Source organism: Burkholderia vietnamiensis LMG 10929 (genome assembly GCF_000959445.1).
GTDB classification, from domain to species: domain Bacteria; phylum Pseudomonadota; class Gammaproteobacteria; order Burkholderiales; family Burkholderiaceae; genus Burkholderia; species Burkholderia vietnamiensis.
Window position 1 is genome coordinate 67,205 of record NZ_CP009630.1, and the last position, 21,876, is coordinate 89,080.

The window sequence follows — 21,876 nt, forward strand, 5'->3', positions numbered from 1 at the left end:
CTGGCGCAGCGGCAGAACGGCTTGCGCCGGCATCGGATGCCGGTGGGCGTGATCGGCCCGCGCGACGCGACGGACGAGCAGATGCGCGTCGCGGAGCGGCTCGCCCATGCGTTGGCGACGGCGGGTGTCGCGCTCGTCGGCGGCGGCAAGCAGGGCGTGATGGAAGCCGCCGCGCGCGGCGCGCATGCGGCGGGTGGCTGTGCGATCGGGCTGCTGCCCGAAGACGACGCGACGCTCGCGAATCCGTATCTGAGCGTCGCGCTGCCGACCGGGCTCGGCATCACGCGGAACGCGCTGGTGGCGCGCGCGTCGCTGTGCCTGATCGCGGTCGGCGGCGGTCTCGGCACGCTGTCCGAAATCGCGCTCGGCTTGCAGTGGGGCAAGCCGGTGTTCACGATTTGCGACGCGCCGCAGGTGGCGGGCGTCGAGTGCTTCGACGACGCCGACCGGCTCGTCGCGCGGGTGGCGCAGTGGCTGGCCGATTCGGCGTAGCGCCGCACGGCCGGGATGCAGCGGGCCAACGGTTCAGACCATCCGCCGCAGGTTCTGCATGGCGGGATCGAAGCCCGGCATCGTGCGATGGGTGCGCACGGTCCGTACCGTTGCGGGGGGAGCGCGCATCCGCCGGTTGATCGACGGATGCGCGAGGCGTGTGGAGGCGATACAGGCCGCGCCGCTTACTTCACCGCAAACAGCGTCAGGTTCATGAACAGCTTGAACGCGTAGCCGAGCGTGACCGCGCCGAGCACGCCGCCCGCCCACAGCACGACGAACCACATCCAGCCGCGCATCCGGGGCCGCGGCGCGCCGGCCGGGCGCGCGCGGCAATCAGTGGTGGTAGTAATGCTGGTCTTCATGGCGCACCTTGCCTCGGAATACCCAGTAGCCCATCGTCGTGTACGCGATGATGATCGGCAGGATGATCGCTGCGCCGACCAGCGTGAAGGTCTGGCTCGAACGCGGCGCGGCGGCTTCCCAGATCGTCATCGTCGGCGGGATCGCATACGGGAACATCGTGACGAGCAGCCCGACGTAGCCGAGCAGCACCAGCGCCAGCGCCAGCACGAACGGCGTCATGTCGTGCCGGTCGCGCACCGCGCGACGCATCCACACCGCGCATCCGGCGACCAGGAACGGCACCGGCAGCAGGCGCCAGAACAGCCCCGTGTCGAACCAGCGCTGCGCGATCGCCGGGTCCTGCAGCGGCGTCCACAGGCTGACGACCGCGATGAAGCCGAGCAGCACGACCGTCAGCGGCCACACGACGCGATGCAGGCGGCGTTGCAGGTCGCCTTCCGTCTTCGCGACGAGCCAGCAGCAGCCGAGCAGCGCATACGTGACGACGAGGCCGAGGCCCGTCAGCAGGCTGAACGGCGTGAGCCAGTCGAACGCGTCGCCGGCGAATACGCCGTTCTTCACGTTGATGCCCTGCAGGAACGCGCCGAGCGCGATCCCCTGGAACAGCGTCGCACCGGCCGAGCCGCCGATGAACGCGAGGTCCCACAGATGCTTCGTGCGGCGCGCCTTCGCGCGGATCTCGAACGACACGCCGCGGAAGATCAGGCACACCAGCATGAAGATCAGCGGCAGGTAGAGCGCCGACAGCACCGTCGCATACACGACCGGGAACACCGCGAACAGCCCGGCGCCGCCGAGCACCAGCCACGTTTCGTTGCCGTCCCACACGGGCGCGACGGTGTTCATCATCAGGTCGCGTTCCTTCTCGTCCGGGAAGAACGGGAAGACGATGCCGATGCCGAGGTCGAAGCCGTCGAGCACGACGTACATGAAGAGCCCCAATGCGATGATCGCGGCCCAGATTACGGTGACGTCCATAGGTTTTCTCGTTTGCTCAGAAGGGGGGCTCAGACGGTCTCGATCAGTTCGTCGACCGCCGACATCGGGCGGCGCGCGGTGTGATCGCGGCGCGAGCCGGGCGCGTCGTGGTTCGCGTCGTGCGTCGCGTCGGGCAGCGCGGGGCCGGCCTTCATCAGCTTCAGGATGTAGTACATGCCGGTGCCGAACACGAGGAAGTAGACGATCACGAAGGTCATCATCGACAGGCTGACCTGCTGCAGCGTCAGCGGCGACACGGCCTGCGCGGTGCGCATCACGCCGTACACGACCCAGGGCTGGCGGCCGGCTTCGGTCGTCACCCAGCCGGCGAGCAGCGACACGAAGCCGGTCGGGCCCATCGCCAGCGCGAAGCGGTGGAACCACTTCGATTCGTACAGGCTACCGCGGCGGCGCAGCAGCCACGCGAGCACGGCGAGGCCGATCATCGCGAAGCCGATGCCGACCATGATCCGGAAGCTCCAGAACACGATCGTCGAATTCGGGCGGTCTTGCGGCGGGAAGTCCTTCAACCCGCGGATTTCGCCGTCCCAGCTATGCGTGAGGATCAGGCTGCCGAGATGCGGAACCTTAACCGCGTAGCGCGTCGTTTCGGCCTTCATGTCCGGAATGCCGAACAGGTTGAGCGCCGTGCCGCCCTTTTCGGTGTCCCACAGCCCTTCGATCGCGGCGATCTTCGCGGGCTGGTGCTTCAGCGTGTTGATCCCGTGCTGGTCGCCGATCACGGCTTGCAGCGGCGCGAGCACGAGCAGCAGCCACAGCGCCATCGAGAACATCTTCTTCACGCCGCGGTCGCGACGGCCCTTCAGCAGATGCCATGCGCCCGTCGCGGCCACGACCAGCGCCGCGACGATGAACGCGGCGATCGCCATGTGCAGCAGGCGGTACGGGAACGACGGGTTGAAGATGATCGCGAGCCAGTCGGTCGGCACGATGCGGCCGTCGACGATCTCGAAGCCCTGCGGCGTCTGCATCCAGCTGTTCGACGCGAGGATCCAGAAGGTGGAGATCAGCGTGCCGATCGCGACCATCAGCGTCGCGCCGAAGTGCGCGCGCGGGCTGACGCGATTCCAGCCGAACAGCATGATGCCGAGGAAGCCCGCTTCGAGGAAGAACGCGGTCATGACCTCGTACATCAGCAGCGGGCCGGTGACGGAGCCGGCGAAGCTCGAGAAGCCCGACCAGTTCGTGCCGAACTGGTAGCTCATCACGACGCCGGAGACGACGCCCATCCCGAACGCGACCGCGAAGATCTTCGACCAGAACAGACACAGGGTTTTGTAGTAAGACTTGCCCGTCTTCAGCCAGCGATATTCGAGCACGGCGATGAAGCTGGCGAGGCCGATGCTCAGCGCCGGGAACACGATGTGGAAGGAGACGGTGAACGCGAATTGCAGGCGGGCCAGATCGAAGGCCGAAAATGCGGTGTTCATACCAGTTGACCGAGGCTGACGATACCCGCCGGCGGGTGCCGGCGGCCCCCGAACCGTCGAGGGCGGCGGGGTTGGCTGGAGTATCTGCCCCGATGCTGCGCTGCGAAATGTGCCAACTCGTCGCAGATGTCCAGCGCGTCGCGCCCGTTTTCGAGATAAATCGTTGATTCGTATCAACAACGCGATGCGCGGCGCATGCGACGGCTGCGCGGCGGTCTGCCGCACGTGCGGCAATATGGCGCGACGCATCATGCGGATCGCCTGTCGTGCGTCAACACGCCGCTGCGTGCGCGGCTGCGGCGTGCGTCGCATGAATTGCGTACACTCTGAGTCTCGTTTCGGCAGGGCCGGGCGTCTCGGTTCCGGTCCGCTTTCACACAGGGCACGAAGATGATCGATTTACGCAGCGATACCGTGACGCGTCCGAGCCAGCCGATGCTGGCCGCCATGACTGCCGCCGAAGTCGGCGACGACGTGTGGGGCGACGACCCGACCGTGCTGCGCCTGCAGGCCGTCACGGCCGAGCGCGCGGGCAAGGAAGCCGGCCTGTTCTTCCCGAGCGGCACGCAGAGCAACCTCGCTGCCTTGATGGCGCATTGCGAGCGCGGCGACGAATACATCGTCGGTCAGCTCGCGCACACCTACAAGTACGAGGGCGGCGGCGCGGCGGTGCTCGGCAGCATCCAGCCGCAACCGCTCGAGAACGCGCCCGACGGCACGCTGCCGCTCGAGAAGATCGCCGCGGCGATCAAGCCGCTCGACAATCACTTCGCGCGCACGCGCCTGCTCGCGCTCGAGAACACGATCGGCGGCAAGGTGCTGCCGGAAGGCTATGTGCGCGAAGCCGTCGCGCTCGCGCGCAGCCGCGGGCTCGCCACCCACCTCGACGGCGCGCGCGTGTGCAATGCGGCCGTCGCGTCGGGGCGCTCGCTCGCCGAGCTGTGCGAGGGCTTCGATACCGTGTCGATCTGCTTCTCGAAAGGGCTCGGCGCGCCGGTCGGGTCGGTGCTGGTCGGCAGCCGCGCGCTGCTCGAGCGCGCGCAGCGCTGGCGCAAGGTGCTGGGCGGCGGGATGCGGCAGTCGGGCATCCTCGCGGCCGCGTGCCTGTACGCGCTCGATCACAACGTCGAGCGGCTCGCCGACGATCACGCGAATGCCGCGCACCTCGCCGAGGGCCTCGCGCGCATCGAGCCGGTGAAGGTGACGTCGCAGGCGACCAACATGGTGTTCGCGCAATTCCCCGAAGCCGACTGCGCGCCGCTCGAGGCGTGGCTCAAGGAGCACGGGATTCTGACGCAGATGCTGTACGCGTCGCGCTTCGTCACGCACTGCGACGTGTCGCGGGCGGATATCGGTACCTTCGTTGACGCAGTGCGCGCGTATTTCGCGAAGCGTCGCGGGTAACCGGATGGGTGGGGCAGTTCGGCCGATTGCGTTGGTTGCGTCGGTTGGGCCGATTACACGGATCACGCGGTGCAGAGTGCGATGCGCACATGGCCCCACCTGGTCTCAATCCGCCAGCGGCGCGAGCAAACGGCGCGCCGCTTCGACGACCCGCGCGGACAGCGACGCCATCGTCGGCGACTGCACCGTCCACGCGTGCCAGTACAGCGTGATGTCGGTCGGATGCGCGTGCGCGAGGTCGACGAGACCCTGGGCGTCGAGCGGCACATCGCCGAGCAGCGGCTCGGGCACCATCGCATAGCCGAGCGCGTGCCTGACTGCCGCGAAGTGGGCATGCGTGCCCGGCACGTAGTGGCACGGATACGCGCCGTCGGGCAGCCCGAGCTTCTCCCTCAAAAACGTGGACTGCAGCGTGTCGCGGCGCGAATACGCGACGACGGGCGCCGCGCGCGCGCTCGCGCGGTTCAGCCCGCGCGGAAACCACCGCGCGGCGAACGCGGCCGCCGCGAGCAGCCGATAGCGCATCGTGCCGAGCGGCGTCGCGACGCAGCCGCGCATCGGCTTCGACTCGGTCGTCACGCAGCCGACGGCCATGCCGCTTTCGAGCAGCGCGAACGTGTGGTCCTGATCCTCGACGATCAGCTCGAACAGGATGCGCTCGCCGGCCAGCACCGACGTCAGCGCGGGCAGGAACCACGTGCCGAGGCTGTCGGAGTTCAGCGCGATCGTGACCGAGATCGGCGATGCACGCTCGGCCGCGAGCGTGCTTTGCAGGTCGGCTTGCAGCAGCGCCACGCGGCGCAGATGCTGCAGCACGCGCTGGCCCGCGATCGTCGGTCGGCATGGCCGCGTGCGCAGCACGAGCGGCGTGCCGAGGCTCGCCTCGAGCGCGCGCACGCGCTGCGTGACGGCCGATGCGGTCACGTGCAGCCGGACGGCGGCCTGCTCGAAGCTGCCGGTGTCGGCGACGGCGAGCAGCGCGGCGGCCTGCTTGGGGTCGATCGTCAGAGACATGCGACGCAACTCCGGTGACGTGAGATGAGGCCCGCCAGTGTAAGGCCGCATGCGACTGCCCGCAGCGTCACGCGTCTCCCGTACGAAGCCGCCAATGGCCGCCGCGTTTTGCACTACGCTTGTGGGTACACGTGCGCATATCGCCCCGCATCGGCGGCATCCATGCCGCCTTCCGCGCGACCGCCACACTCCGCCGACGGAGCAACATCGCCATGATCTTCCGCCAACTGTTCGACCCGCAATCGTCGACCTACACCTATCTGCTCGCCGACCCGGCATCGCGCGAAGCGCTGCTGATCGATCCCGTGTTCGAACAGGTGCGTCGCGACGCGGCGCTCGTCGACGAGCTCGGGCTGCGGCTCGTCGCGACGATCGATACGCACGTGCACGCCGATCACGTGACGGGCGCGTGGCTGCTCAAGCAGCGCGCCGGCAGCACGATCGCGATCTCGGCCGCGAGCGGCGCGCAAGGCGCCGACCGCTATCTGAACGACGGCGAGCGCTGCCGGTTCGGCGGCCGCTACCTGACCGTGCGAGCGACGCCCGGCCATACGAGCGGCTGCATCAGCCTCGTGCTCGACGACGAATCGATGGCCTTCACCGGCGATTGCCTGCTGATTCGCGGCACCGGCCGCACCGATTTCCAGCAGGGCGACCCGCGTGCGCTGTATCGCGCGGTGCACGGCCGGCTGTTCACGCTGCCGGCCGCGTGCCTGCTGTATCCGGCGCACGACTACCGCGGGCTGACGGTGACGAGCGTCGGCGAGGAGCGGCGCTTCAACCCGCGCCTCGGCGGCGATCTCAGCGAAGACGATTTCGCCGGCTACATGCGCAACCTCGGGCTCGCGCATCCGCGGCAGATCGACGTCGCGGTGCCCGCGAACCTGCAGTGCGGCGTCGCCGCGAACGCGCCCGATGCGCAGGCCGCGCCGGATTGGGCGCCGCTCGTCTACACGTTCGCCGGGTTCTGGGAAATCGATCCGCAGTGGCTCGAAGATCATCTGCGCACGGTGCAGGTCGTCGACGTGCGCGAACCGGACGAATTCACCGGCCCGCTCGGCCATCTGCCCGGCGCGACGCCGATTCCGCTCGGCGAACTCGCCGCGCGCACCGGCGAGCTCGAGCACACGCGGCCGATCGTGACCGTGTGCCGCGCGGGCGGCCGCTCCGCGCAGGCGACCGTGATCCTGCGAAAGGCCGGCTTCGACGCGGTGGCGAACCTCGGCGGCGGGATGCTGCGCTGGCGCAGCGAAGGGCGCATCGTGGCGGACGGGCGAGCGTAAGAACATCACGAGCGGATGTCGAATTGGCTGGACGCGCACGCGGTTGCTTGCGCGTCCGTCGTTTGCATGCGCGGTTGATGAAGCGCGATCGTATCGTGCGTCCTTTCCGCTCGGCGCGTCCGATCGCGACTGACGCACGTGGACGCAGCCTTACTCACGCCGGCACCGGTTCGGCATCGGCATCGGCTCGGCATCGGCACCCGCATCGCATCCACCTCCATGCGAGCTGCGCGATGCGATCGCCCGCGGCCCACAGCGTATGCGCGCGCGTCGCGACGACCGCACCGAACGCATCCGCCGACCACGCCGTTACAACGTCGTATGCGTGACCGACTGCGCGAGCGTGAGCAGTTCGTCGAACTGCGTGATCAGCTCGAAGCACAGCAGGAACGCGAGCGTATAGGCCGGCGCGGGAAAGCGCCGGATCGCGGCGAGCGCGTGCGGCGCGAAGCGCGAGCGGACCGCATCGCGCGTGAGCAGCCACGCGATCGCGATGCCGATCGCGGCGCCGGCGATCAGGTCGGTCGGATAGTGATAGCCGAGATACGCGCGCGGCACGCAGATGAACACGACCGCATACAGCAGCGCGAACACGCCGGCGCGCCGCGCGATGATGAAGATGCCCGTCGCGATCGCCATCCACAGCATCGCGTGGTCGCTCGGGAACGAGCTCCACGCTTGCAGCGTGGCCGCGCGCAGCGTGTCGGACGGGAAGTGCAGATGCAGCTCGGGGTTGTAGATCGGCCGCACGCGGAACGGCAGCGTTTTCGCGAGCAGCCGCCCGACCGCGAGCGCGACGAGCCCGCTCGCCACCGTCGCGACGACCAGCTCGCGTTGCCGTTCGCGCTGCGGCCCCGGCTGAAACCATAGCCAGCACAGCACGGGGATCAGGACGAAGCCCTTGAACGTATAGAGGCCGGCGATCACGCGGATCGCGTGATTCATCAGCGGCCCGAACGTGATGTGCGTGAGGAAGACCTGGATCGTGGTGTCGAAATCATTCATGTCATGCGGCCCGACGGCACGGCAACCCATCGGCTGCGACCGGCGGAATCAGAAAGCGCGCTCGCAACGGAGCACGACGGGGGGCAAGTATGTCATCGGTAATGTTGAAGAAAATGGGAAAAAATACCGGGAATTCCCGGAGAAAATGCGGTTTTTCGATGGGGCCGGATTGCTCGACGCCGTGCGGCGCGGCTCCGCGAAATCGTCATACGGTTGCAGGAGCAACCATCGGGGCGTGCGGAAAAATAATTGGCCGGACTGCCGAGCGGGCGACGTGCCGTCGACCTTGCACCGGATGAGCGGACCGGGGGCGCCGGCCGCGCCCGGCTGTCGCGCGGCGGCGCCCCGTGCGACCCGCGAAAGAAAATAAAAAAAGCGGGCAGGCCGTCGAGCCTGCCCGCTTCATATCCGCGCTGGGCGGAAGAATTACCGGCGCCACATCCGCACGGCGAGCGCCGCGACCGACGTCGCGACGGCCAGCACGATCACCGCATTCCAGCCGAACTGTGCGAGCAACGCGCTGCCCGCCGCGGCGCCGGCCGCCATCCCGATGAACATGCCGACGAACAGCACGGCGTTCAGGCGGCTGCGCGACGCGGGATCGATCCGGTAGACGATCGCCTGATGCGCGATCAGCGTGGCCTGCACGCCGAGGTCGAAGCCGATCGTCGCCGCGGCGAGCAGCGCGAGCTGTGCATGCGGCGTCATCAGCGGCGCGGCGCCCATCGCGGCGAACGACACCGTCGCGATCGCGATGCCGATCCGCGTGACGCGCTCGGGGCCATGATGATCGGCCAGGCGTCCGGCGATCGGCGCGGCCAGTGCGCCCGCCGCGCCGGCGAGGCCGAATGCGCCGGCGGCCGCGCTGCCGAGATGGAACGGCGCGCCGTGCAGCATCACCGCGAGCGTCGACCAGAACGCGCTGAAGCCGACGGCCAGCAGCCCTTGCGCGAGCGCCGCACGGCGCAGCGCGGGATGACGGCGCCACAGTTCGCCGAGCGACGCGATCAGCGCGCGGTAGGACAGCTGCGTGGCCGGCTCGAAGCGCGGCAGCCCGCGTGCGGCGATCACGCCGATCGCGGCGACGCTCGCGGCCGCGAGCGCGAACATCGCGCGCCAGCCGATCGTTTCGGCGACGAAGCCGGCGACGACGCGCGACAGCAGGATGCCGAGCAGCAGCCCCGTCATCACCGTGCCGACGATGCGGCCGCGATGGGCGTCGTGCGCGAGCGTCGCGGCGGCCGGCACGACGTCCTGCGCCATCGTCGCGGTCAGGCCGATCGCGAAGCTGGCGGCCAGCAGCAGCCCGAGCGACGGCGCGAACGCGGCGAGCAACAGGGCGACGACCAGCGCGGCGGCCTTCGACACGATCACGCGGCGTCGGTCGAAGCGGTCGCCGAGCGGCGCGAGCAGCAGGATGCCGAGCGCATAGCCAAGCTGCGTCAGCGTCGGCACGAAGCCGATCGCGCGGGCCGATGCGCCGACGTCGGCGCCGAGCGCGGCGAGCATCGGCTGAGCGTAATAGAGCGGCGCAACGCCGAGGCCGGCCGCCGCGGCTAGCAGCATCACGAGACGGCGGTCGGGCAGAGACGCAGCGGCCGCATGGGCCGGCGCGTGAGCCGCGCGGGGCGCGGCGGCGAGATGGGTGGGGGTGGACATCGCGTGCATCCTGGTTCGGGTAACGGATGGAACGCAGTGTGCCGATCGCCGCCAGGCGTGGGTAGTACCGCGCGGCGCACATTTGTTATACGCTTCGCGAATGACAGACGAAATCTCCGATTCGCCCGCTGCTGGCCGGTCTCCGCGCCTCGAGACGGTTCCGGTCGACGGCGCAGGCTACCGTTTCGAGCTGATGGAAACATTCGTGCGCATAGTCGAAGCCGGCAGCCTGTCGGCGGCCGCCGCGCAGTTGCACACGACGCAGCCGACCGTCAGCCGGCGGCTGCAGGCGCTCGAGCGCTCGCTCGGCATGCGGCTGCTGCAGCGCACGACGCATGCGATGCGGCTGACCGTCGACGGCGAACGCTGCTTCACGCGCGCAAAGGAGCTGCTGGCCGGCTGGGCCGCCTTCGAGGCCGACCTGCGCGGCGCGCAGGAGGAGCCGGACGGGCTGCTGCGGGTCGCGGTGCCGCATGCGTTCGGGCAGGAGCGCTTCGTCGCGCCGCTAGCGCAGTTCCTGCGCGACTATCCGCGCGTCTCGGTGGAATGGTTGCTGCAGGACGAGGTGCGCGACTTCGTCGGCAGCGGCATCGACTGCGCGATCCAGGTGGGTGAGCCGAGCGACCCGGGCGTCGTCGCGATCCGGCTGACGAAGGTGCCGCGCTTCGTGGTGGCCGCGCCGTCGGTGCTCGATCGCGCGGCCGTGCCGGCCGATCCCGACGCGCTCGCCGCGTTGCCGTGGCTCGCGCTGCGCACCTATTACCGGAACGAACTCACGCTGACGCACGCCGTCACCGGCGACACGCGACGCATCGCGATCCGTCCGCGCGTCACGACCGAGAACCTGTACGCGCTGCGCAGCGCAGCGCTGCTCGGCGTCGGCGCATGCGTCGGCTCGTCGTGGCTGCTCGCCGATCATCTCGCACGCGGCGAACTCGTGCATCTCGCGCCCGACTGGCAGGCGTCGCCGCTGCCGGTGTACCTGACCTATCCGCATGCGCAGTTCTATCCGTCGCGGCTCGTGCGCTTCGTCGCGATGATGCGCGACGCGGTGCCGCCGCTCGTCGAAGACCGCGGCGCGTAGGCGCCGGGCGCGCCGTCAGCCGCGCCGGAGGCCTTCCGGCAGCGTGCTGATGCGGCGCACTTCGGGCGAGTCGAGCCACGCGCGCGACGTCGCGCAGTCGACGAACATGTCGGTCGCGTCCTCGCCCCAGAACAGGTCGCCGTCGAGTTCGAAGGTCGGCACGCCGAACACGCCGTGCGCGATCGCCCGGTCGGTGTTCGCGCGCAGCGCGTCCTTCACCGGTTGCGCGTCGACGGCCGTCACGCCGTCCGGAAAGCCGACCGCCTCGCACAGCGCGGCGAAGCCGTCCGGTGTCGACACGTCGTTGCCGTCGCGCCAGATGTGCCGGAAGATGCGCCGGATCGCGTCGGGCGAGCCGCCCATCGCGATCGCGAGCCGCAGCGGCCGGATCGGGTTGAACGGATGGGCGGGCGGCATCCGGAACGCAATGCCGAGCTTGTCCGCGCGGTATTGCGCGTGGCGGTAGGTGAACACGCGCTTCGCCGCAATCTCGGCCGGCGCTTTCTGTCCCCAGTGCGCGAGCAGCGCGCCGAGCACGATCGGCTTGGGCTCGAAGGCGATGCCGGGCGGCAACGTGTCGAAGCGTTCCTGCTGCAGATAGGCGAACGGCGAAACGAAATCGAAATACCAGGTGGCGGTGCGCGTGGCGTTCATCGTCGGTCCCTTGTGCGGAGTCGGAAGGCGGTGACGGGCAGCGCGCCGGCGGCCGGCGCGCTGCACGCAGCGGCGGCCAGTGTCGCATGCGGCGGGCTTTCGCGCTGCCGGCTGGCAGTGTGTGCGCTGCGGGCCGGCTCAACCGTGCTCGACGAGCGCCGCGAGCTTCGCGAGCGCCATCCGCCAGCCGGTCTCGTTGTCGGCGGCCGGCACGCCGGGCGGCACGCCGTCGTGCACGGCCTCGACGCGCGTGCCGCCCGCTTCGTCGGACAGCGTGATCGTGACCGTCATCGCGCCGCGCAGCAGCGGATCGTCGGTTTCGAACACGTCGATCTCGACGATTCGCTCGTCGGGCACGAGCGTCACGAAGCGGCCGTGATAAGTGTCGGTGTGCGCGGTGGTCTTGCCGGTGCCGTCCGACGGCGCGTCGTAGCTGAGCGACACGCGCAGCGCACCGCCTTCGCGCGCGTCGTAGGCGTGCACGCGGCACGTCATGCCGTCGGGCACCTTCCATCGTTCGACCGCGTGCGGGTCGAGCAATGCGCGGTAGACGCGTCCGCGCGGTGCGTTCAGGTGCCGGCTGACCCGGGTCGAATGCGTGTGCATGTGCAGCATGTCGCCTCCTGCGAAGCGCGTGACGGTGCACGCCGGCGACGGCGTGTCGTCGTGCTTCTTTCACGCATCGTAGGCGCGCGGCAGGCGTCTCGCAATGACGAGCCGCTTGCAGGGCCGCGAGCGTTCCGATTCGCGGATCGCGCCAGGGCGGGGGCGCTGCGACACGCTTCAGGACGACGGTCGCGTCATATCGAACGGTGCGGCCAGCGCCGGAATGGTCCGCGCGCCGTTGTCGGCGCAGCAACGCTCAACGCATCGACCTGGCGGCCGGCGCCTGCGATACATCGCTGAAAGTGGGTCGTGCAGCGAGCATAGGCGGTGCATCGTCGGTTCGCGTAGCATGACGGGGCGGCATCACTCGGCGGCCCGGCTCGGCGCCGTATTGGCGGACGCGGGCCGTCCCGTGCGCGCCTTCGCGCGCATGCCGTCGTCGGCTTCGATCGGGCGCATGCCGCCCGCCTGACTTCCGGAGAGAGAAGGAATGACCGAACCTGTCACCGCGCGTCGCGTCGACGCGCGCGAAGCACATGCGTGCGTCGATGCGCTGGCCGACGTGCTGATCGACTGCGTCGAGGGCGGCGCGTCCGTGAGCTTCATGCTGCCGATCGCGCGCGCGACGGCCGTTGCATTCTGGAAGCAGGTTGCCGAAGGCGTGGCGCGCGGCGAGCGCATCCTGCTCGTCGCCGAGGACGCGGCCGCGCGCATCGTCGGCACCGTGCAGATCGTGACCGCGCAAGCGGAGAACCAGCCGCATCGCGCCGACGTCGCGAAGATGCTCGTGTCCCGGCGCGCGCGTCGGCAGGGCATCGCCGCGAAGCTGCTGGCCGCCGCCGACCACGCCGCACGCGAAGCCGGCAAGACCGTGCTCGTGCTCGACACGGTGACGGGCGGCGATGCCGAACGCCTGTACGAGCGAGCCGGCTGGCAGCGCGTCGGCGTCGTGCCGAACTACGCGCTGATGCCCGACGGCACGCCGTGCGCGACCACGTATTTTCACAAGCAGCTTGTGTCGTGATGCACGCACGATCGGCGCTGCGCACGTCCACTCGCCCTTTCATCCCGTTCCGTTCCCATGCACATCATCGATCCGGTTCTGCTGTTCGCCACGTTCTGCGCGGGCGTCACCGCGTTGGCCGGCCCGCCGCTGCTCGCGCTCGTGTGGCGGCATCGCGCGGGCGTGCCGTGGCGCGCGTTTTTCTGCGGGATGCTGATCTTCTTCGTATTCCAGCCGGTGCTGCGGCTGTCTTGGCAGATTCCGCTGTTTCGCTGGCTCGGCGACGATCCGCGCTGGCATATGCCGATGCTCGTATTCGCGGCGCTCACCGCGGCACTGTTCGAGGAGTGCGGGCGCTGGGTCGCGTTCCGCTATCTGCTGGCCGGGCAACGCGATCCGCGCACCGCGGTGATGTACGGGCTCGGCCACGGCGGGCTGGAGGCGATGCTGCTGGTCGGCGTCGGCTTCGTCGCGCTCTGCGGCGGCTATCTGCTCGCGCGCGCCGGGCTCGTGACCAGCGCGGGCGTGCAAACGCTGATCGCGTCGCAGTTCGCCGGCATGACGCTCGCGTCGCCGTTCCTCGCGGTGCTCGAGCGCGTGAGCGCGGTTGCCGCGCATGTCGGGATGTCGCTGATGGTGATGCAGACGTTCGTGCGCGGCACGAAGCGCTGGCTGCTCGGCGCGATCGCGGTTCATTTCGCGATCGATCTCGTCGTCGTGCTGCTGTCGCGCTATTGGCACCTCGACTCGACGCTGCTCGAGGCGCTCCTGCTAGGATGCAGCGTCGCGATTCTGTGGCTCGGGATCCGGTCGAGTCGATGGGGCGCCGCGGCCGACGGGCTGCGGGGCGGGCAGGCGACGTGATCGCGCCGCCGCTGGCGCGCGACGGCGCAAAAAGCTGCGCAGGCCGCGCCGCCCGACCGTCCGATCGATCGATGCCGCAACATCCTCCTTCCCACCAAGGAACCCCGCCCCGATGAAACGCACCCCCATCGCCGTTGCCCTCGCGGGCCTGCTCGTCGCGTTGCCCGTCGCCGCATGGGCGCTCGTCAAGCCGTTGCGCGTGATCGCGCCCGCGCTGGTTCCCGGCGTGTCGTGCGCGGGCGCCGACATCTGCATCGACGATCCCGCGAAGCTCGGCGAGGCGCGGCAGCTCTATCGCGACGGTTACGCGCGCGCGGCGGCGGTGACCGGCGCATTCCGCTTGGCGCCGCGCGTCGTGTTCTGCTCGACGCGCGCGTGTGCCGACCGGTTCGGCCTCGGCGAACGCGCGGCATTGACGCTGGGAGACTTCGGCGTGGTCTTCGCGCCGCGCGGCTGGCAGACCTACTTCGTGGCACACGAGCTGATCCACCATCGGCAGGCGGAAGCGCTCGGCAATCTGACGGTCGCGACCAAGCCGCGCTGGCTGATCGAGGGAATGGCGTATTCGCTCAGCGGCGATCCGCGTCACCCGCTGACCGAGCCGTTCGAATCGTGGCGCACGCGTTTCGATGCGTGGCATGCGGCGCTCGGCCGGCAGCCGCTGTGGGATGCCGCCGCGGCCGTCCAGTGAAGCGACCGCGCTGCGGCGGCGAACGCGATGACGTCCGCGCCGACACGGCCCGCCGCACGCATGCGCACGCGGCGGGCATCGGCCGTCAGGCCGTCGTGTCGATGATGCCGGGGATCTTCACGTCCGGGTTCACGTCCGCGTCGTAGTCGACGCCGGCGATCTCGAAGCCGAACAGACGCAGGAACTCGGTCTTGTAACCGGCGAAGTCGGTCATCTCGTACAGGTTGTCGTTCGTGACCTTGTCCCACATCGCGACGACCTGCGCCTGCACCTGCGGATCCAGTTCCTTGTAGTCCGCGCGCAGCCGGCCTTCGTCGTCGATGTGCGGCGTCGCGCCGTACATGCTGTCCTTCAGCAGCCCGTACACCTGCTCGATGCAGCCTTCGTGCGTGCCCTTCTCCTTCATCACCTTGAACAGCAGCGACAGGTACAGCGGCATCATCGGGATCGCCGAGCTCGCCTGCGTGACGACGGCCTTCAGCACCGACACGCGCGCGTCGCCGCCATGCACGGCGAGCTTCTCGCGGATCGACACGACCTTCTTGTCGAGATCCTTCTTCGCCTCGCCGATCGAGCCGTTCCAGTAGATGTCATGCGTGATCTGCTCGCCCAGATACGTGAACGCGGTCGTCTTCGCGCCGTCGGCCAGCACGCCGGCGTCGGCGAGCGCGTCGATCCACATCTGCCAGTCCTCGCCGCCCATCACGGCGACGGTGCCGTCGATCTCTTCCTGCGTCGCCGGCTCGAGCGTCACCTCGCGGATCGTTTCCTTGTCGGTGTCGAGGCCGCGGAACGTCACCGACTTGCCGACCGGCTTCAGCGTCGAGCTGATCGTCTCGCCCGTCTTCGGATGCGTGCGGCGCGGCGCGGCCAGGCTGTAGACGACCAGATCGACCTTGCCGAGGTCCTGCTTGATGGTGTCGATCGTGATCTGCTTGACCTTGTCGGAGAACGCGTCGCCGTTGATGCTGCGCGCATAGAGCCCCTTTTCGGCGGCGAATTTCTCGAACGCGGCGCTGTTGTACCAGCCGGCGGTGCCCGGCTTGGTGTCGCTGCCGGCGCGCTCGAAGAACACGCCGAGCGTGTCCGCGCCCGAGCCGAAGGCGGCCGAGATCCGGGCCGCGAGGCCGTAGCCGGTCGACGCGCCGATCACGAGCACCTTCTTCGGGCCGTTGGCGATCGGGCCGTGCGAAGTCACGTAGTCGATCTGTTCCTTGACGTTGGCCTCGCAGCCGACCGGATGAGTGGTCACGCAGATGAAGCCACGCACGCGCGGTTTGATGATCATGAAATCCTCTTGTCAGAAAGGCAGGGACGGCCTGAAAACGGAAAAATCCCGCGCATTGTAATGGAAGCGGCGGGCGCGGCGGGCGCGGTGGGAACAGGGCGGCGCTCGCGAGCGTCGGGTCGGACCGCCGCGGCGCGTGCGTGCCGCGGCGCGTGGCCGGGCCGATGCGGGCGGCGCGACGGCGGCGGGAACGCCGATTTCACGAGCGCGCGCTGTCGATTTCCGCGCGCTCGTGTATAAATCCGACGTGACCGCGTTCGGCCGCGCCGTGCCGGCCGACCGCTCCGCTCTCGACCCTCACAAGGAGCCCGCATGCTGCAGATCCTCGGCAAGATTCCGTCCATCAACGTGCGCAAGGTGCTGTGGCTGTGCACCGAACTCGACCTGCCGTTCGAGCAGGAAGACTGGGGCTCGGGCTTCCGCTCGACCAACGACCCCGCCTATCTGGCGCTGAATCCGAACGGCCTCGTCCCGGTCATCAAGGACGACGATTTCGTGCTGTGGGAATCGAACACGATCATCCGCTATCTGGCGAACCGCTACGGCGACGACGCGCTGTATCCGGCCGACCCGCGCGCTCGCGCGCGGGTCGATCAGTGGATCGACTGGCAGGCGTCGGACCTGAACCGTTCGTGGGTCGGCGCGTTCCTCGGCCTCGTGCGCAAGTCGCCGCAGCATCAGGACCCGGCCGCGATCGCGCAGTCGATCGCCGGCTGGACCAACCACATGCAGGTGCTGAACGCGCACCTCGACGCGACCGATGCGTTCGTTGCCGGCGAGCACTTCACGCTCGCCGACATTCCGATCGGCCTGTCGGTGAACCGCTGGTTCGGCACGCCGTTCGAGCGTCCCGATCTGCCGGCGGTGCAGCGCTACGTCGAGCGTCTGGCGACGCGCGAGGGCTTCAAGAAGTACGCGGGCAGCGCGAACCCGTAACGATGCACGCGGCGTCGCGCGCGTGCGCGGCCGGCGCTGCGGCATTGCATCGTCACCGGGCCGCCGCCGCCGGCACCGCTTGCAGCACGCGCGCGAGAAACGCGTCGTGATTCCACGCGGATTCCGGCCGCGACAGCCCGAGCCGCACGACCACCAGCTGGCGGCTCGGCACCACGCTCACGAACTGGCCTTCATGGCCGACCGCATGAAACGCGTCGGCCGGCAGCGCGCTCGCGGCTCCATCGTGAGCGTCGAACGGCTCCGGCACCTTGACCCACAGGTGCGCGCCGAATTCGCCGCGCGTCGACAGCGGCGTCGGGCGCGTCAGGTAGCGCACCCAGCCTGCCGGCAACAGCCGCCGGCCGTCCCATACGCCGTCCTGCAGCAGCAGCTGGCCGAAGCGCGCCCAGTCGCGCGCGCTCGCATACATGAACGACGCGCTGCCGAGCGTGCCAGCCGCGTCGGGCTCGAACACCGCGCTGCGCATCCCGAGCGGCGCGAACAGCGCGCGGCGCGGAAAGGCGAGGTAATCGGCGTCGCTGCCGCCCATCGCTGCGCGCATCACACGCGCGACGATCGCGCTCGTGCCGCTCGAGTACTGCCACTGCGTGCCCGGTCGCGCGGCGAGCGGCATCGCGGATGCGAAGCGCGCGGTGTCGGGCTGCGTGAACAGCATCACCGCGACGTCGGACAGCGGGTCGTCGTAGTCCTCGTTGAATCGCAGGCCGCTCGTCATGCGCAGCAGTTCGTCGAGCGTGATCGCCGCGCGCGGGTCGCCGCTGCCGCGCCATTCGGGCAGCAGCGCCGCCGCCTGCGGCGACAGCCGGTGCTGCGCGACCAGCATGCCGACCAGCGCGGCCGTCACGGTCTTCGTCATCGACCAGCCGGGCAGCGGCGTGTCGGCGGTGAAGCCGGGCGCATAACGTTCGGCGATCACCTGGCCGCGCCACATCACGACGACCGCGCGCGTGCGCCGCAGCCGCGCCGGATCGGGTTCGTCGAAGGCGCGGTCGAGCGCGTGCTGCAGCTTGCCGGTGTCGATGCCCGATAGGGCGGCCGGCGCGGCTACGGCCACGGCGTGCGGCGGATCGGCAACGGGCGGCAGCGCGGCCGGCAGCACATCGTGCGCCGGCCCGAGCGCGAGCGTGCAGCCGAGCCCTGGCCGGAAGTCGGCCTCGCGTCGCGCGAAACCGGCGAACGTCGCGACCGCGCGCCGATGCTCCGGATCGAGCGACGGACGCACGAGCTTCAGCAGCGGATGAACGCCGGCCATGATGTCGACGTCGATCACCGATGCGGCCGGACGGCCCGACACGAACACGCCCGAACACAGCGCCTTGGCCGCATAGCCGGTGGCGATCGGCGCGAGCCGCGACAGCATGTAGCCCGCATAGCCGAGCGTGACGGCGACTGCGACGGCGGCGCCGCGCAGGATCAGCGATTTGAACGGGAGCGTCATGCGCGAGCGTCCTCGGTGGCGTGCCGGCCGGCAACGATCCGGCAGTGTCGCAGGTTCGGGCGACGCGGTGCAATCGCGCGCGCGTGACGAACGGCGGCAGCGTGCATCGCGCGTCGCTGCACGTGCGATGGCGCGACCGGCAAGCCGGCAAACGCGCGCCGGAGATGCGCAGGTTGAACTGCGGACGGCGGCCGGTCGATAATCGACCGGCATCGTTACCCCTCGAACCCAATCCAGAAACCGGAAAACGCCATGTCCTACGACAACAACAACCCGTTTGCCAGGATCCTGCGCGGCGAATTGCCGTGCGTGAAGATCGCCGAAGACGACGCCACCGTCGCGATCATGGACGTCATGCCGCAGGCCGACGGGCACGTGCTCGTGATCCCGAAGGAGCCGGCCGCGCAGCTCTTCGAGCTGTCCGGCGACGCGGCCGCGGCGAGCATCCGCATGACGCAGCGCGTCGCGGCGGCCGTGCGTGACGCGCTCGGCCCGGACGGCATGTTCATCGGCCAGTTCAACGGTGCTGCTGCGGGCCAGACGGTCCCGCACGTGCATTTCCACGTGATTCCGCGCTGGGAAGGCGTCGAGTTGCGGATGCACGCGCGCGACTTCGCCGATGCGGCGACGCTGGAAGCCCTCGCGCAGCGCATCCGCGCACGTTTCGTGTAACGGCCGCGCGGCTCGCTCCGGCCAGCGCGCGAGCACGCGCGCGCCGCGGCGCCCGCCGCGACTGTTTCCGCGGTGACGCCCGGTAACACCTGTAACGGCCAGCGAAACGCCTCCCGCGGAGGCCGGCGCTAGACTCCGCGCATCGCTACACCGGGCGACGGCAACGCGGATCGCCGCATGCGGCCGTACGGTCGCACGCCGCGACGGCACGGCGCTCGCGCGGTGCGATGCGTTCTTTTCGCCGGAGTCGAGCCATGTACAAAGTCCTCATCTCGTTTGCGCTGATCGCCGGCCTGTCCGGCTGCTATGTCGCGCCGCCTTACGGCTACGCGCCCGCGCCCGCGTACGGCTATGCGCCCGCCTACTACGGTTATGCGCCGGCCTACTACGGTTATGCGCCGGCCTATTACGCGCCGGCGGTCAGCGTCGGCATCGGCGGCCACTTCCGCATCCGCTGATCGCGCGGTACGCGCGGCGCGTGCAGCATGCGCGCCGCGCGGCCGTGTCGAGCCGGCGTTGCCGCATTGCTGCGCGTCGTGACGCCGCGTTCTCCGTACGTCGCGCCATCCATCCCAACTCTGTCGCCCGAGCCATCGACGGCTTGCTCGTTCATCGAGCCGGCTGCGCCTCGTCCTATTCTTCACGTGGATTCCGCCCGCCGCAGGCAGCCGCTGCGACGAACCCGCAATGCATGCGTAGCGCATCGCGCGCGTCGATCGGACTCCGCGTGTCGCGCGATCGTTGCCGCCGCGTGCGGCTGCGCCGATGTGTTGCCACGTGTGTCCGAAGCGATGCCTCGCGCCCGTTCCGGCCCGCGCGGAAACCGTGGGCGGCCGCCGGCGGAGCCCCGGCCGACGGGCCTTCGCGGCCGATTTCCGGCAAGCTTTTCCGGTTCCGTTTCGGCGAACAACTTGTTACCGAATGACGGCGGCAAGGACCTGCGAGCGGTGCTATTCTTCGCCGCAAGCTCATTGAAATGAATTGGTCGCGGTTCCGCACAATGCCGGAGTCGACGCCGACCGGTTCGGATCGTGGTAGCGAGCGGACCTTCAATAACCAGATTGCGAACAAGGAAGAATACGGGAATGTGGAAGAAAATCGCCCCCGCTCTCGTCGTCGCCGTGCTGACCGGCGCGACTGCAGTGCCGGCAATGGCCGGTGACCTGAACAATGCGCTTGGCGGCGCGCTCGGCGGGGTTGCCGGCGCAGCGGTCGGCGGCGCAGTCGGCGGCAGCACGGGTTCCGTGATCGGCGGCGCGATCGGCGGCGGCGCGGGTGGCGCGGTGACGTCGAACCGTCGCGAGCGCACCGGCGCGATCATCGGCGGCGCGCTCGGCGGCGGCGCAGGCACCGCGGCGGGCAACGCAATGGGCGGCCGCACGGGCGGCCTGCTGGGCGCGGCGGTCGGCGGCGGCGCCGGCGCGGCGCTCGGCGGCAACCTGTCGCGCAGCTCGTACGACCGCGACCATGGCGATCGCGGCTATCGCCATCGCAAGCACCGTCATCACCGCGACTGGGACTGATCGCGACGGGCCTCGCACGGTGCGCGACGCGCGCACCGGCGCGCCCGATCCGGCAGGCGCGGCGGCCTCGCAGAGGCCGCCGTCGCCGACGAAACCTGCAGTCTTGTCGTTCCTCCGCAGTCCTTCCCCGGCTACGCTCGATTGGCCGGCGCATTCCCTCCTGCCGTACCTTCTCCTCTTCGACGACATCGCGCGCTACGTTCCCTTGTAGCCGTTCGGCATACGCGCGCACATCCATGCAACTGCTCGGCACAGAGCCCGATGTCCGCCGACACCGTCACGATTCCCCCCGACGCGCACAACTCGCGCTCGCCGAGCCTCGGCACCGGTAGTGCGGAATCGAATGAAAGGCATCGCAACATTTAATTGGTCGATCGCAATCGACTTCGCTATCGTCAGCGCTGCCCGCGTACGGAATCGAGCATTGCCGTCCCGATCCCGTCCCGCGTGATGCCGAGCGTGTGCGGAGCGGCAAGCATCGGCGCGCGCCCGGATTCGCGCACGGCCCCGTCGCGAAGCCTGTCCGACCGAACGAAGGCGCTGTCGTGCGACGCGGCCGCGTTGCGCAGCGGACGTTGGACCAACCCATTGCCTGGATGCCTTATGTCGAAGACTACGTATTACGCGCCGCATGGCGGCCACCCGCCGCAGACCGATCTGCTGACCGATCGCGCGATGTTCACCGAGGCGTACGCGGTCATTCCGAAGGGAGTGATGCGCGACATCGTGACGAGCTGGCTGCCGTTCTGGACCCACACGCGCCTGTGGGTGATCGCGCGCCCGCTGTCGGGTTTCGCCGAGACCTTCTCGCAGTACATCGTCGAAGTGAATCCCGGCGGCGGCAGCGACAAGCCCGAGCAGGACCGCAACGCCGAAGCCGTGCTGTTCGTCGTCGAGGGCGAGGCCGAGCTGACGCTGCAGGGCAAGCAGCACACGCTGAAGCCGGGCGGCTATGCGTTCATTCCGCCGGGCGCCGACTGGACGCTGCACAACGTCAGTGATGCCGCGGTGCGTTTCCACTGGATTCGCAAGCACTATCAGGCCGTCGACGGCATCGCACTGCCGGACGCGTTCGTGACCAACGAGCAGGAGGTCGAGCCGATTCCGATGCCGGGCACCAACGGTGCATGGGTGACGACGCGTTTCGTCGACATGAGCGACATGCGTCACGACATGCACGTGAACATCGTGACGTTCGAGCCGGGCGGCGTGATTCCGTTCGCCGAGACGCACGTGATGGAGCACGGCTTGTACGTGCTCGAAGGCAAGGCCGTCTATCGCCTGAACCAGGACTGGGTCGAGGTGGAGGCGGGCGACTTCATGTGGCTGCGCGCGTTCTGCCCGCAGGCGTGCTATTCGGGCGGGCCGGGCCGCTTCCGCTATCTGCTGTACAAGGACGTGAACCGCCACATGAACCTGACGCTGAATCCCGCGCGCTGAGCAT

22 protein-coding genes and 1 pseudogene are annotated in these 21,876 nt (G+C 69.4%); 13 read left to right on the top strand and 10 right to left on the bottom strand.

Going from position 1 to position 21,876, the window contains the following annotated elements; genetic code table 11:
• Positions 1-36: 36 nt before the first annotated feature.
• Positions 37-492, top strand: a complete 456-nt coding sequence (locus tag AK36_RS00735; RefSeq protein ID WP_106919422.1) for a TIGR00725 family protein — start codon at positions 37-39, stop codon at positions 490-492.
• 185 nt (positions 493-677) lie between these two features.
• Here the strand turns inward: AK36_RS00735 and AK36_RS00740 are convergent, their stop codons facing one another.
• Genes AK36_RS00740 through AK36_RS00750 form a run of 3 tightly spaced genes read right to left on the bottom strand, consistent with a single transcriptional unit; the run spans position 678 to position 3,287 of the window.
• Positions 678-857, bottom strand: a complete 180-nt coding sequence (locus AK36_RS00740) for a hypothetical protein (protein WP_011881000.1) — start codon at positions 855-857, stop codon at positions 678-680.
• Positions 829-1,836 carry a cytochrome d ubiquinol oxidase subunit II gene (gene cydB / locus AK36_RS00745; RefSeq protein ID WP_011880999.1) on the bottom strand — a complete coding sequence of 336 codons (1,008 nt, stop codon included), beginning with the start codon at positions 1,834-1,836 and terminating at the stop codon, positions 829-831. Before cydB ends, AK36_RS00740 begins: the two co-directional genes overlap by 29 nt.
• Before the next feature lie 29 nt (positions 1,837-1,865).
• Positions 1,866-3,287 carry a cytochrome ubiquinol oxidase subunit I gene (locus AK36_RS00750; RefSeq protein WP_011880998.1) on the bottom strand — a complete coding sequence of 474 codons (1,422 nt, stop codon included), beginning with the start codon at positions 3,285-3,287 and terminating at the stop codon, positions 1,866-1,868.
• 390 nt (positions 3,288-3,677) lie between these two features.
• Here AK36_RS00750 and ltaE point away from each other — a divergent pair, with 390 nt between their 5' ends.
• On the top strand, positions 3,678-4,691 hold the full coding sequence (gene ltaE / locus AK36_RS00755) for a low-specificity L-threonine aldolase (protein WP_011880997.1): 1,014 nt from the start codon (positions 3,678-3,680) through the stop codon (positions 4,689-4,691).
• 105 nt (positions 4,692-4,796) lie between these two features.
• On the opposite strand, the gene AK36_RS00760 is transcribed toward ltaE, so the two are convergent.
• Positions 4,797-5,705, bottom strand: a complete 909-nt coding sequence (locus AK36_RS00760) for an HTH-type transcriptional regulator ArgP (RefSeq protein WP_011880996.1) — start codon at positions 5,703-5,705, stop codon at positions 4,797-4,799.
• Between the two features lie 212 nt (positions 5,706-5,917).
• Here AK36_RS00760 and AK36_RS00765 point away from each other — a divergent pair, with 212 nt between their 5' ends.
• Positions 5,918-6,988 (top strand): MBL fold metallo-hydrolase, encoded by a 1,071-nt coding sequence (locus AK36_RS00765; protein WP_045577634.1) that lies wholly within the window; start codon positions 5,918-5,920, stop codon positions 6,986-6,988.
• 34 nt (positions 6,989-7,022) lie between these two features.
• Positions 7,023-7,121, top strand: a pseudogene (locus AK36_RS32400) (glutathione S-transferase family protein); the annotation flags it as partial.
• Positions 7,122-7,297: 176 nt separating this feature from the next.
• Here AK36_RS32400 and AK36_RS00770 read toward each other — a convergent pair.
• Both AK36_RS00770 and AK36_RS00775 read right to left on the bottom strand, forming a co-directional pair.
• Positions 7,298-7,993 (bottom strand): phosphatase PAP2 family protein, encoded by a 696-nt coding sequence (locus tag AK36_RS00770; RefSeq protein ID WP_041494238.1) that lies wholly within the window; start codon positions 7,991-7,993, stop codon positions 7,298-7,300.
• A 426-nt stretch (positions 7,994-8,419) separates the two neighbouring features.
• On the bottom strand, positions 8,420-9,652 hold the full coding sequence (locus tag AK36_RS00775; protein ID WP_034193443.1) for an MFS transporter: 1,233 nt from the start codon (positions 9,650-9,652) through the stop codon (positions 8,420-8,422).
• Positions 9,653-9,752: 100 nt separating this feature from the next.
• Between AK36_RS00775 and AK36_RS00780 the strand changes: the two genes are divergently transcribed.
• Positions 9,753-10,736 carry a LysR family transcriptional regulator gene (locus tag AK36_RS00780; protein WP_014724136.1) on the top strand — a complete coding sequence of 328 codons (984 nt, stop codon included), beginning with the start codon at positions 9,753-9,755 and terminating at the stop codon, positions 10,734-10,736.
• A 15-nt stretch (positions 10,737-10,751) separates the two neighbouring features.
• Here AK36_RS00780 and AK36_RS00785 read toward each other — a convergent pair whose 3' ends face one another.
• The gene (locus AK36_RS00785) at positions 10,752-11,390 is read right to left on the bottom strand and encodes a 2-hydroxychromene-2-carboxylate isomerase (protein ID WP_045577635.1); all 639 of its coding nucleotides are present in this window, start codon (positions 11,388-11,390) and stop codon (positions 10,752-10,754) included.
• Positions 11,391-11,528: 138 nt separating this feature from the next.
• A complete protein-coding gene (locus AK36_RS00790; RefSeq protein WP_011880990.1) occupies positions 11,529-12,005 on the bottom strand; it encodes an SRPBCC family protein in 477 nt (158 codons plus the stop codon).
• Between the two features lie 481 nt (positions 12,006-12,486).
• Here AK36_RS00790 and AK36_RS00795 point away from each other — a divergent pair, with 481 nt between their 5' ends.
• The 3 genes from AK36_RS00795 (at position 12,487) to AK36_RS00805 (ending at position 14,554) form a co-directional block, all read left to right on the top strand.
• Positions 12,487-13,020: a GNAT family N-acetyltransferase gene (locus AK36_RS00795; protein WP_045577636.1), complete on the top strand. Its 534-nt coding sequence runs from the start codon at positions 12,487-12,489 to the stop codon at positions 13,018-13,020.
• A gap of 57 nt (positions 13,021-13,077) precedes the next feature.
• Entirely contained in the window at positions 13,078-13,863 is a 786-nt protein-coding gene (locus AK36_RS00800; RefSeq protein WP_045577637.1) for a YhfC family intramembrane metalloprotease, read from the top strand.
• A gap of 112 nt (positions 13,864-13,975) precedes the next feature.
• A complete protein-coding gene (locus AK36_RS00805; protein ID WP_045577638.1) occupies positions 13,976-14,554 on the top strand; it encodes a membrane protein in 579 nt (192 codons plus the stop codon).
• 85 nt (positions 14,555-14,639) lie between these two features.
• Here AK36_RS00805 and fabV read toward each other — a convergent pair whose 3' ends face one another.
• On the bottom strand, positions 14,640-15,842 hold the full coding sequence (gene fabV / locus AK36_RS00810) for an enoyl-ACP reductase FabV (protein WP_014724132.1): 1,203 nt from the start codon (positions 15,840-15,842) through the stop codon (positions 14,640-14,642).
• Between the two features lie 312 nt (positions 15,843-16,154).
• On the opposite strand from fabV, the gene AK36_RS00815 reads away from it, so the two are divergent.
• A complete protein-coding gene (locus AK36_RS00815; RefSeq protein WP_045577639.1) occupies positions 16,155-16,778 on the top strand; it encodes a glutathione S-transferase family protein in 624 nt (207 codons plus the stop codon).
• Positions 16,779-16,830: 52 nt separating this feature from the next.
• Here the strand turns inward: AK36_RS00815 and AK36_RS00820 are convergent, their stop codons facing one another.
• The gene (locus AK36_RS00820; protein ID WP_045577640.1) at positions 16,831-18,237 is read right to left on the bottom strand and encodes a serine hydrolase domain-containing protein; all 1,407 of its coding nucleotides are present in this window, start codon (positions 18,235-18,237) and stop codon (positions 16,831-16,833) included.
• Between the two features lie 252 nt (positions 18,238-18,489).
• On the opposite strand from AK36_RS00820, the gene AK36_RS00825 reads away from it, so the two are divergent.
• The 4 genes from AK36_RS00825 to AK36_RS00845 all read left to right on the top strand — a co-directional run bounded on the left by AK36_RS00825 (position 18,490) and on the right by AK36_RS00845 (position 21,872).
• Entirely contained in the window at positions 18,490-18,909 is a 420-nt protein-coding gene (locus tag AK36_RS00825; RefSeq protein WP_011880984.1) for an HIT family protein, read from the top strand.
• A gap of 254 nt (positions 18,910-19,163) precedes the next feature.
• A complete protein-coding gene (locus AK36_RS00830) occupies positions 19,164-19,367 on the top strand; it encodes a hypothetical protein (protein WP_045577641.1) in 204 nt (67 codons plus the stop codon).
• A gap of 627 nt (positions 19,368-19,994) precedes the next feature.
• The gene (locus AK36_RS00835; protein WP_011880981.1) at positions 19,995-20,432 is read left to right on the top strand and encodes a hypothetical protein; all 438 of its coding nucleotides are present in this window, start codon (positions 19,995-19,997) and stop codon (positions 20,430-20,432) included.
• Between the two features lie 603 nt (positions 20,433-21,035).
• A complete protein-coding gene (locus AK36_RS00845) occupies positions 21,036-21,872 on the top strand; it encodes a bifunctional allantoicase/(S)-ureidoglycine aminohydrolase (protein WP_034193380.1) in 837 nt (278 codons plus the stop codon).
• The last annotated feature ends 4 nt before the right edge of the window (positions 21,873-21,876 follow it).

Coding starts and splice junctions, on each gene's coding strand:
- AK36_RS00735 (WP_106919422.1), top strand. CDS start 37: ATGCCGGTGGGCGTGATCGGCCCGCGCGACGCGACGGACGAGCAGATG.
- AK36_RS00740 (WP_011881000.1), bottom strand. CDS start 857: ATGAAGACCAGCATTACTACCACCACTGATTGCCGCGCGCGCCCGGCC.
- cydB (WP_011880999.1), bottom strand. CDS start 1,836: ATGGACGTCACCGTAATCTGGGCCGCGATCATCGCATTGGGGCTCTTC.
- AK36_RS00750 (WP_011880998.1), bottom strand. CDS start 3,287: ATGAACACCGCATTTTCGGCCTTCGATCTGGCCCGCCTGCAATTCGCG.
- ltaE (WP_011880997.1), top strand. CDS start 3,678: ATGATCGATTTACGCAGCGATACCGTGACGCGTCCGAGCCAGCCGATG.
- AK36_RS00760 (WP_011880996.1), bottom strand. CDS start 5,705: ATGTCTCTGACGATCGACCCCAAGCAGGCCGCCGCGCTGCTCGCCGTC.
- AK36_RS00765 (WP_045577634.1), top strand. CDS start 5,918: ATGATCTTCCGCCAACTGTTCGACCCGCAATCGTCGACCTACACCTAT.
- AK36_RS00770 (WP_041494238.1), bottom strand. CDS start 7,993: ATGAATGATTTCGACACCACGATCCAGGTCTTCCTCACGCACATCACG.
- AK36_RS00775 (WP_034193443.1), bottom strand. CDS start 9,652: ATGTCCACCCCCACCCATCTCGCCGCCGCGCCCCGCGCGGCTCACGCG.
- AK36_RS00780 (WP_014724136.1), top strand. CDS start 9,753: ATGACAGACGAAATCTCCGATTCGCCCGCTGCTGGCCGGTCTCCGCGC.
- AK36_RS00785 (WP_045577635.1), bottom strand. CDS start 11,390: ATGAACGCCACGCGCACCGCCACCTGGTATTTCGATTTCGTTTCGCCG.
- AK36_RS00790 (WP_011880990.1), bottom strand. CDS start 12,005: ATGCTGCACATGCACACGCATTCGACCCGGGTCAGCCGGCACCTGAAC.
- AK36_RS00795 (WP_045577636.1), top strand. CDS start 12,487: ATGACCGAACCTGTCACCGCGCGTCGCGTCGACGCGCGCGAAGCACAT.
- AK36_RS00800 (WP_045577637.1), top strand. CDS start 13,078: ATGCACATCATCGATCCGGTTCTGCTGTTCGCCACGTTCTGCGCGGGC.
- AK36_RS00805 (WP_045577638.1), top strand. CDS start 13,976: ATGAAACGCACCCCCATCGCCGTTGCCCTCGCGGGCCTGCTCGTCGCG.
- fabV (WP_014724132.1), bottom strand. CDS start 15,842: ATGATCATCAAACCGCGCGTGCGTGGCTTCATCTGCGTGACCACTCAT.
- AK36_RS00815 (WP_045577639.1), top strand. CDS start 16,155: ATGCTGCAGATCCTCGGCAAGATTCCGTCCATCAACGTGCGCAAGGTG.
- AK36_RS00820 (WP_045577640.1), bottom strand. CDS start 18,237: ATGACGCTCCCGTTCAAATCGCTGATCCTGCGCGGCGCCGCCGTCGCA.
- AK36_RS00825 (WP_011880984.1), top strand. CDS start 18,490: ATGTCCTACGACAACAACAACCCGTTTGCCAGGATCCTGCGCGGCGAA.
- AK36_RS00830 (WP_045577641.1), top strand. CDS start 19,164: ATGTACAAAGTCCTCATCTCGTTTGCGCTGATCGCCGGCCTGTCCGGC.
- AK36_RS00835 (WP_011880981.1), top strand. CDS start 19,995: ATGTGGAAGAAAATCGCCCCCGCTCTCGTCGTCGCCGTGCTGACCGGC.
- AK36_RS00845 (WP_034193380.1), top strand. CDS start 21,036: ATGTCGAAGACTACGTATTACGCGCCGCATGGCGGCCACCCGCCGCAG.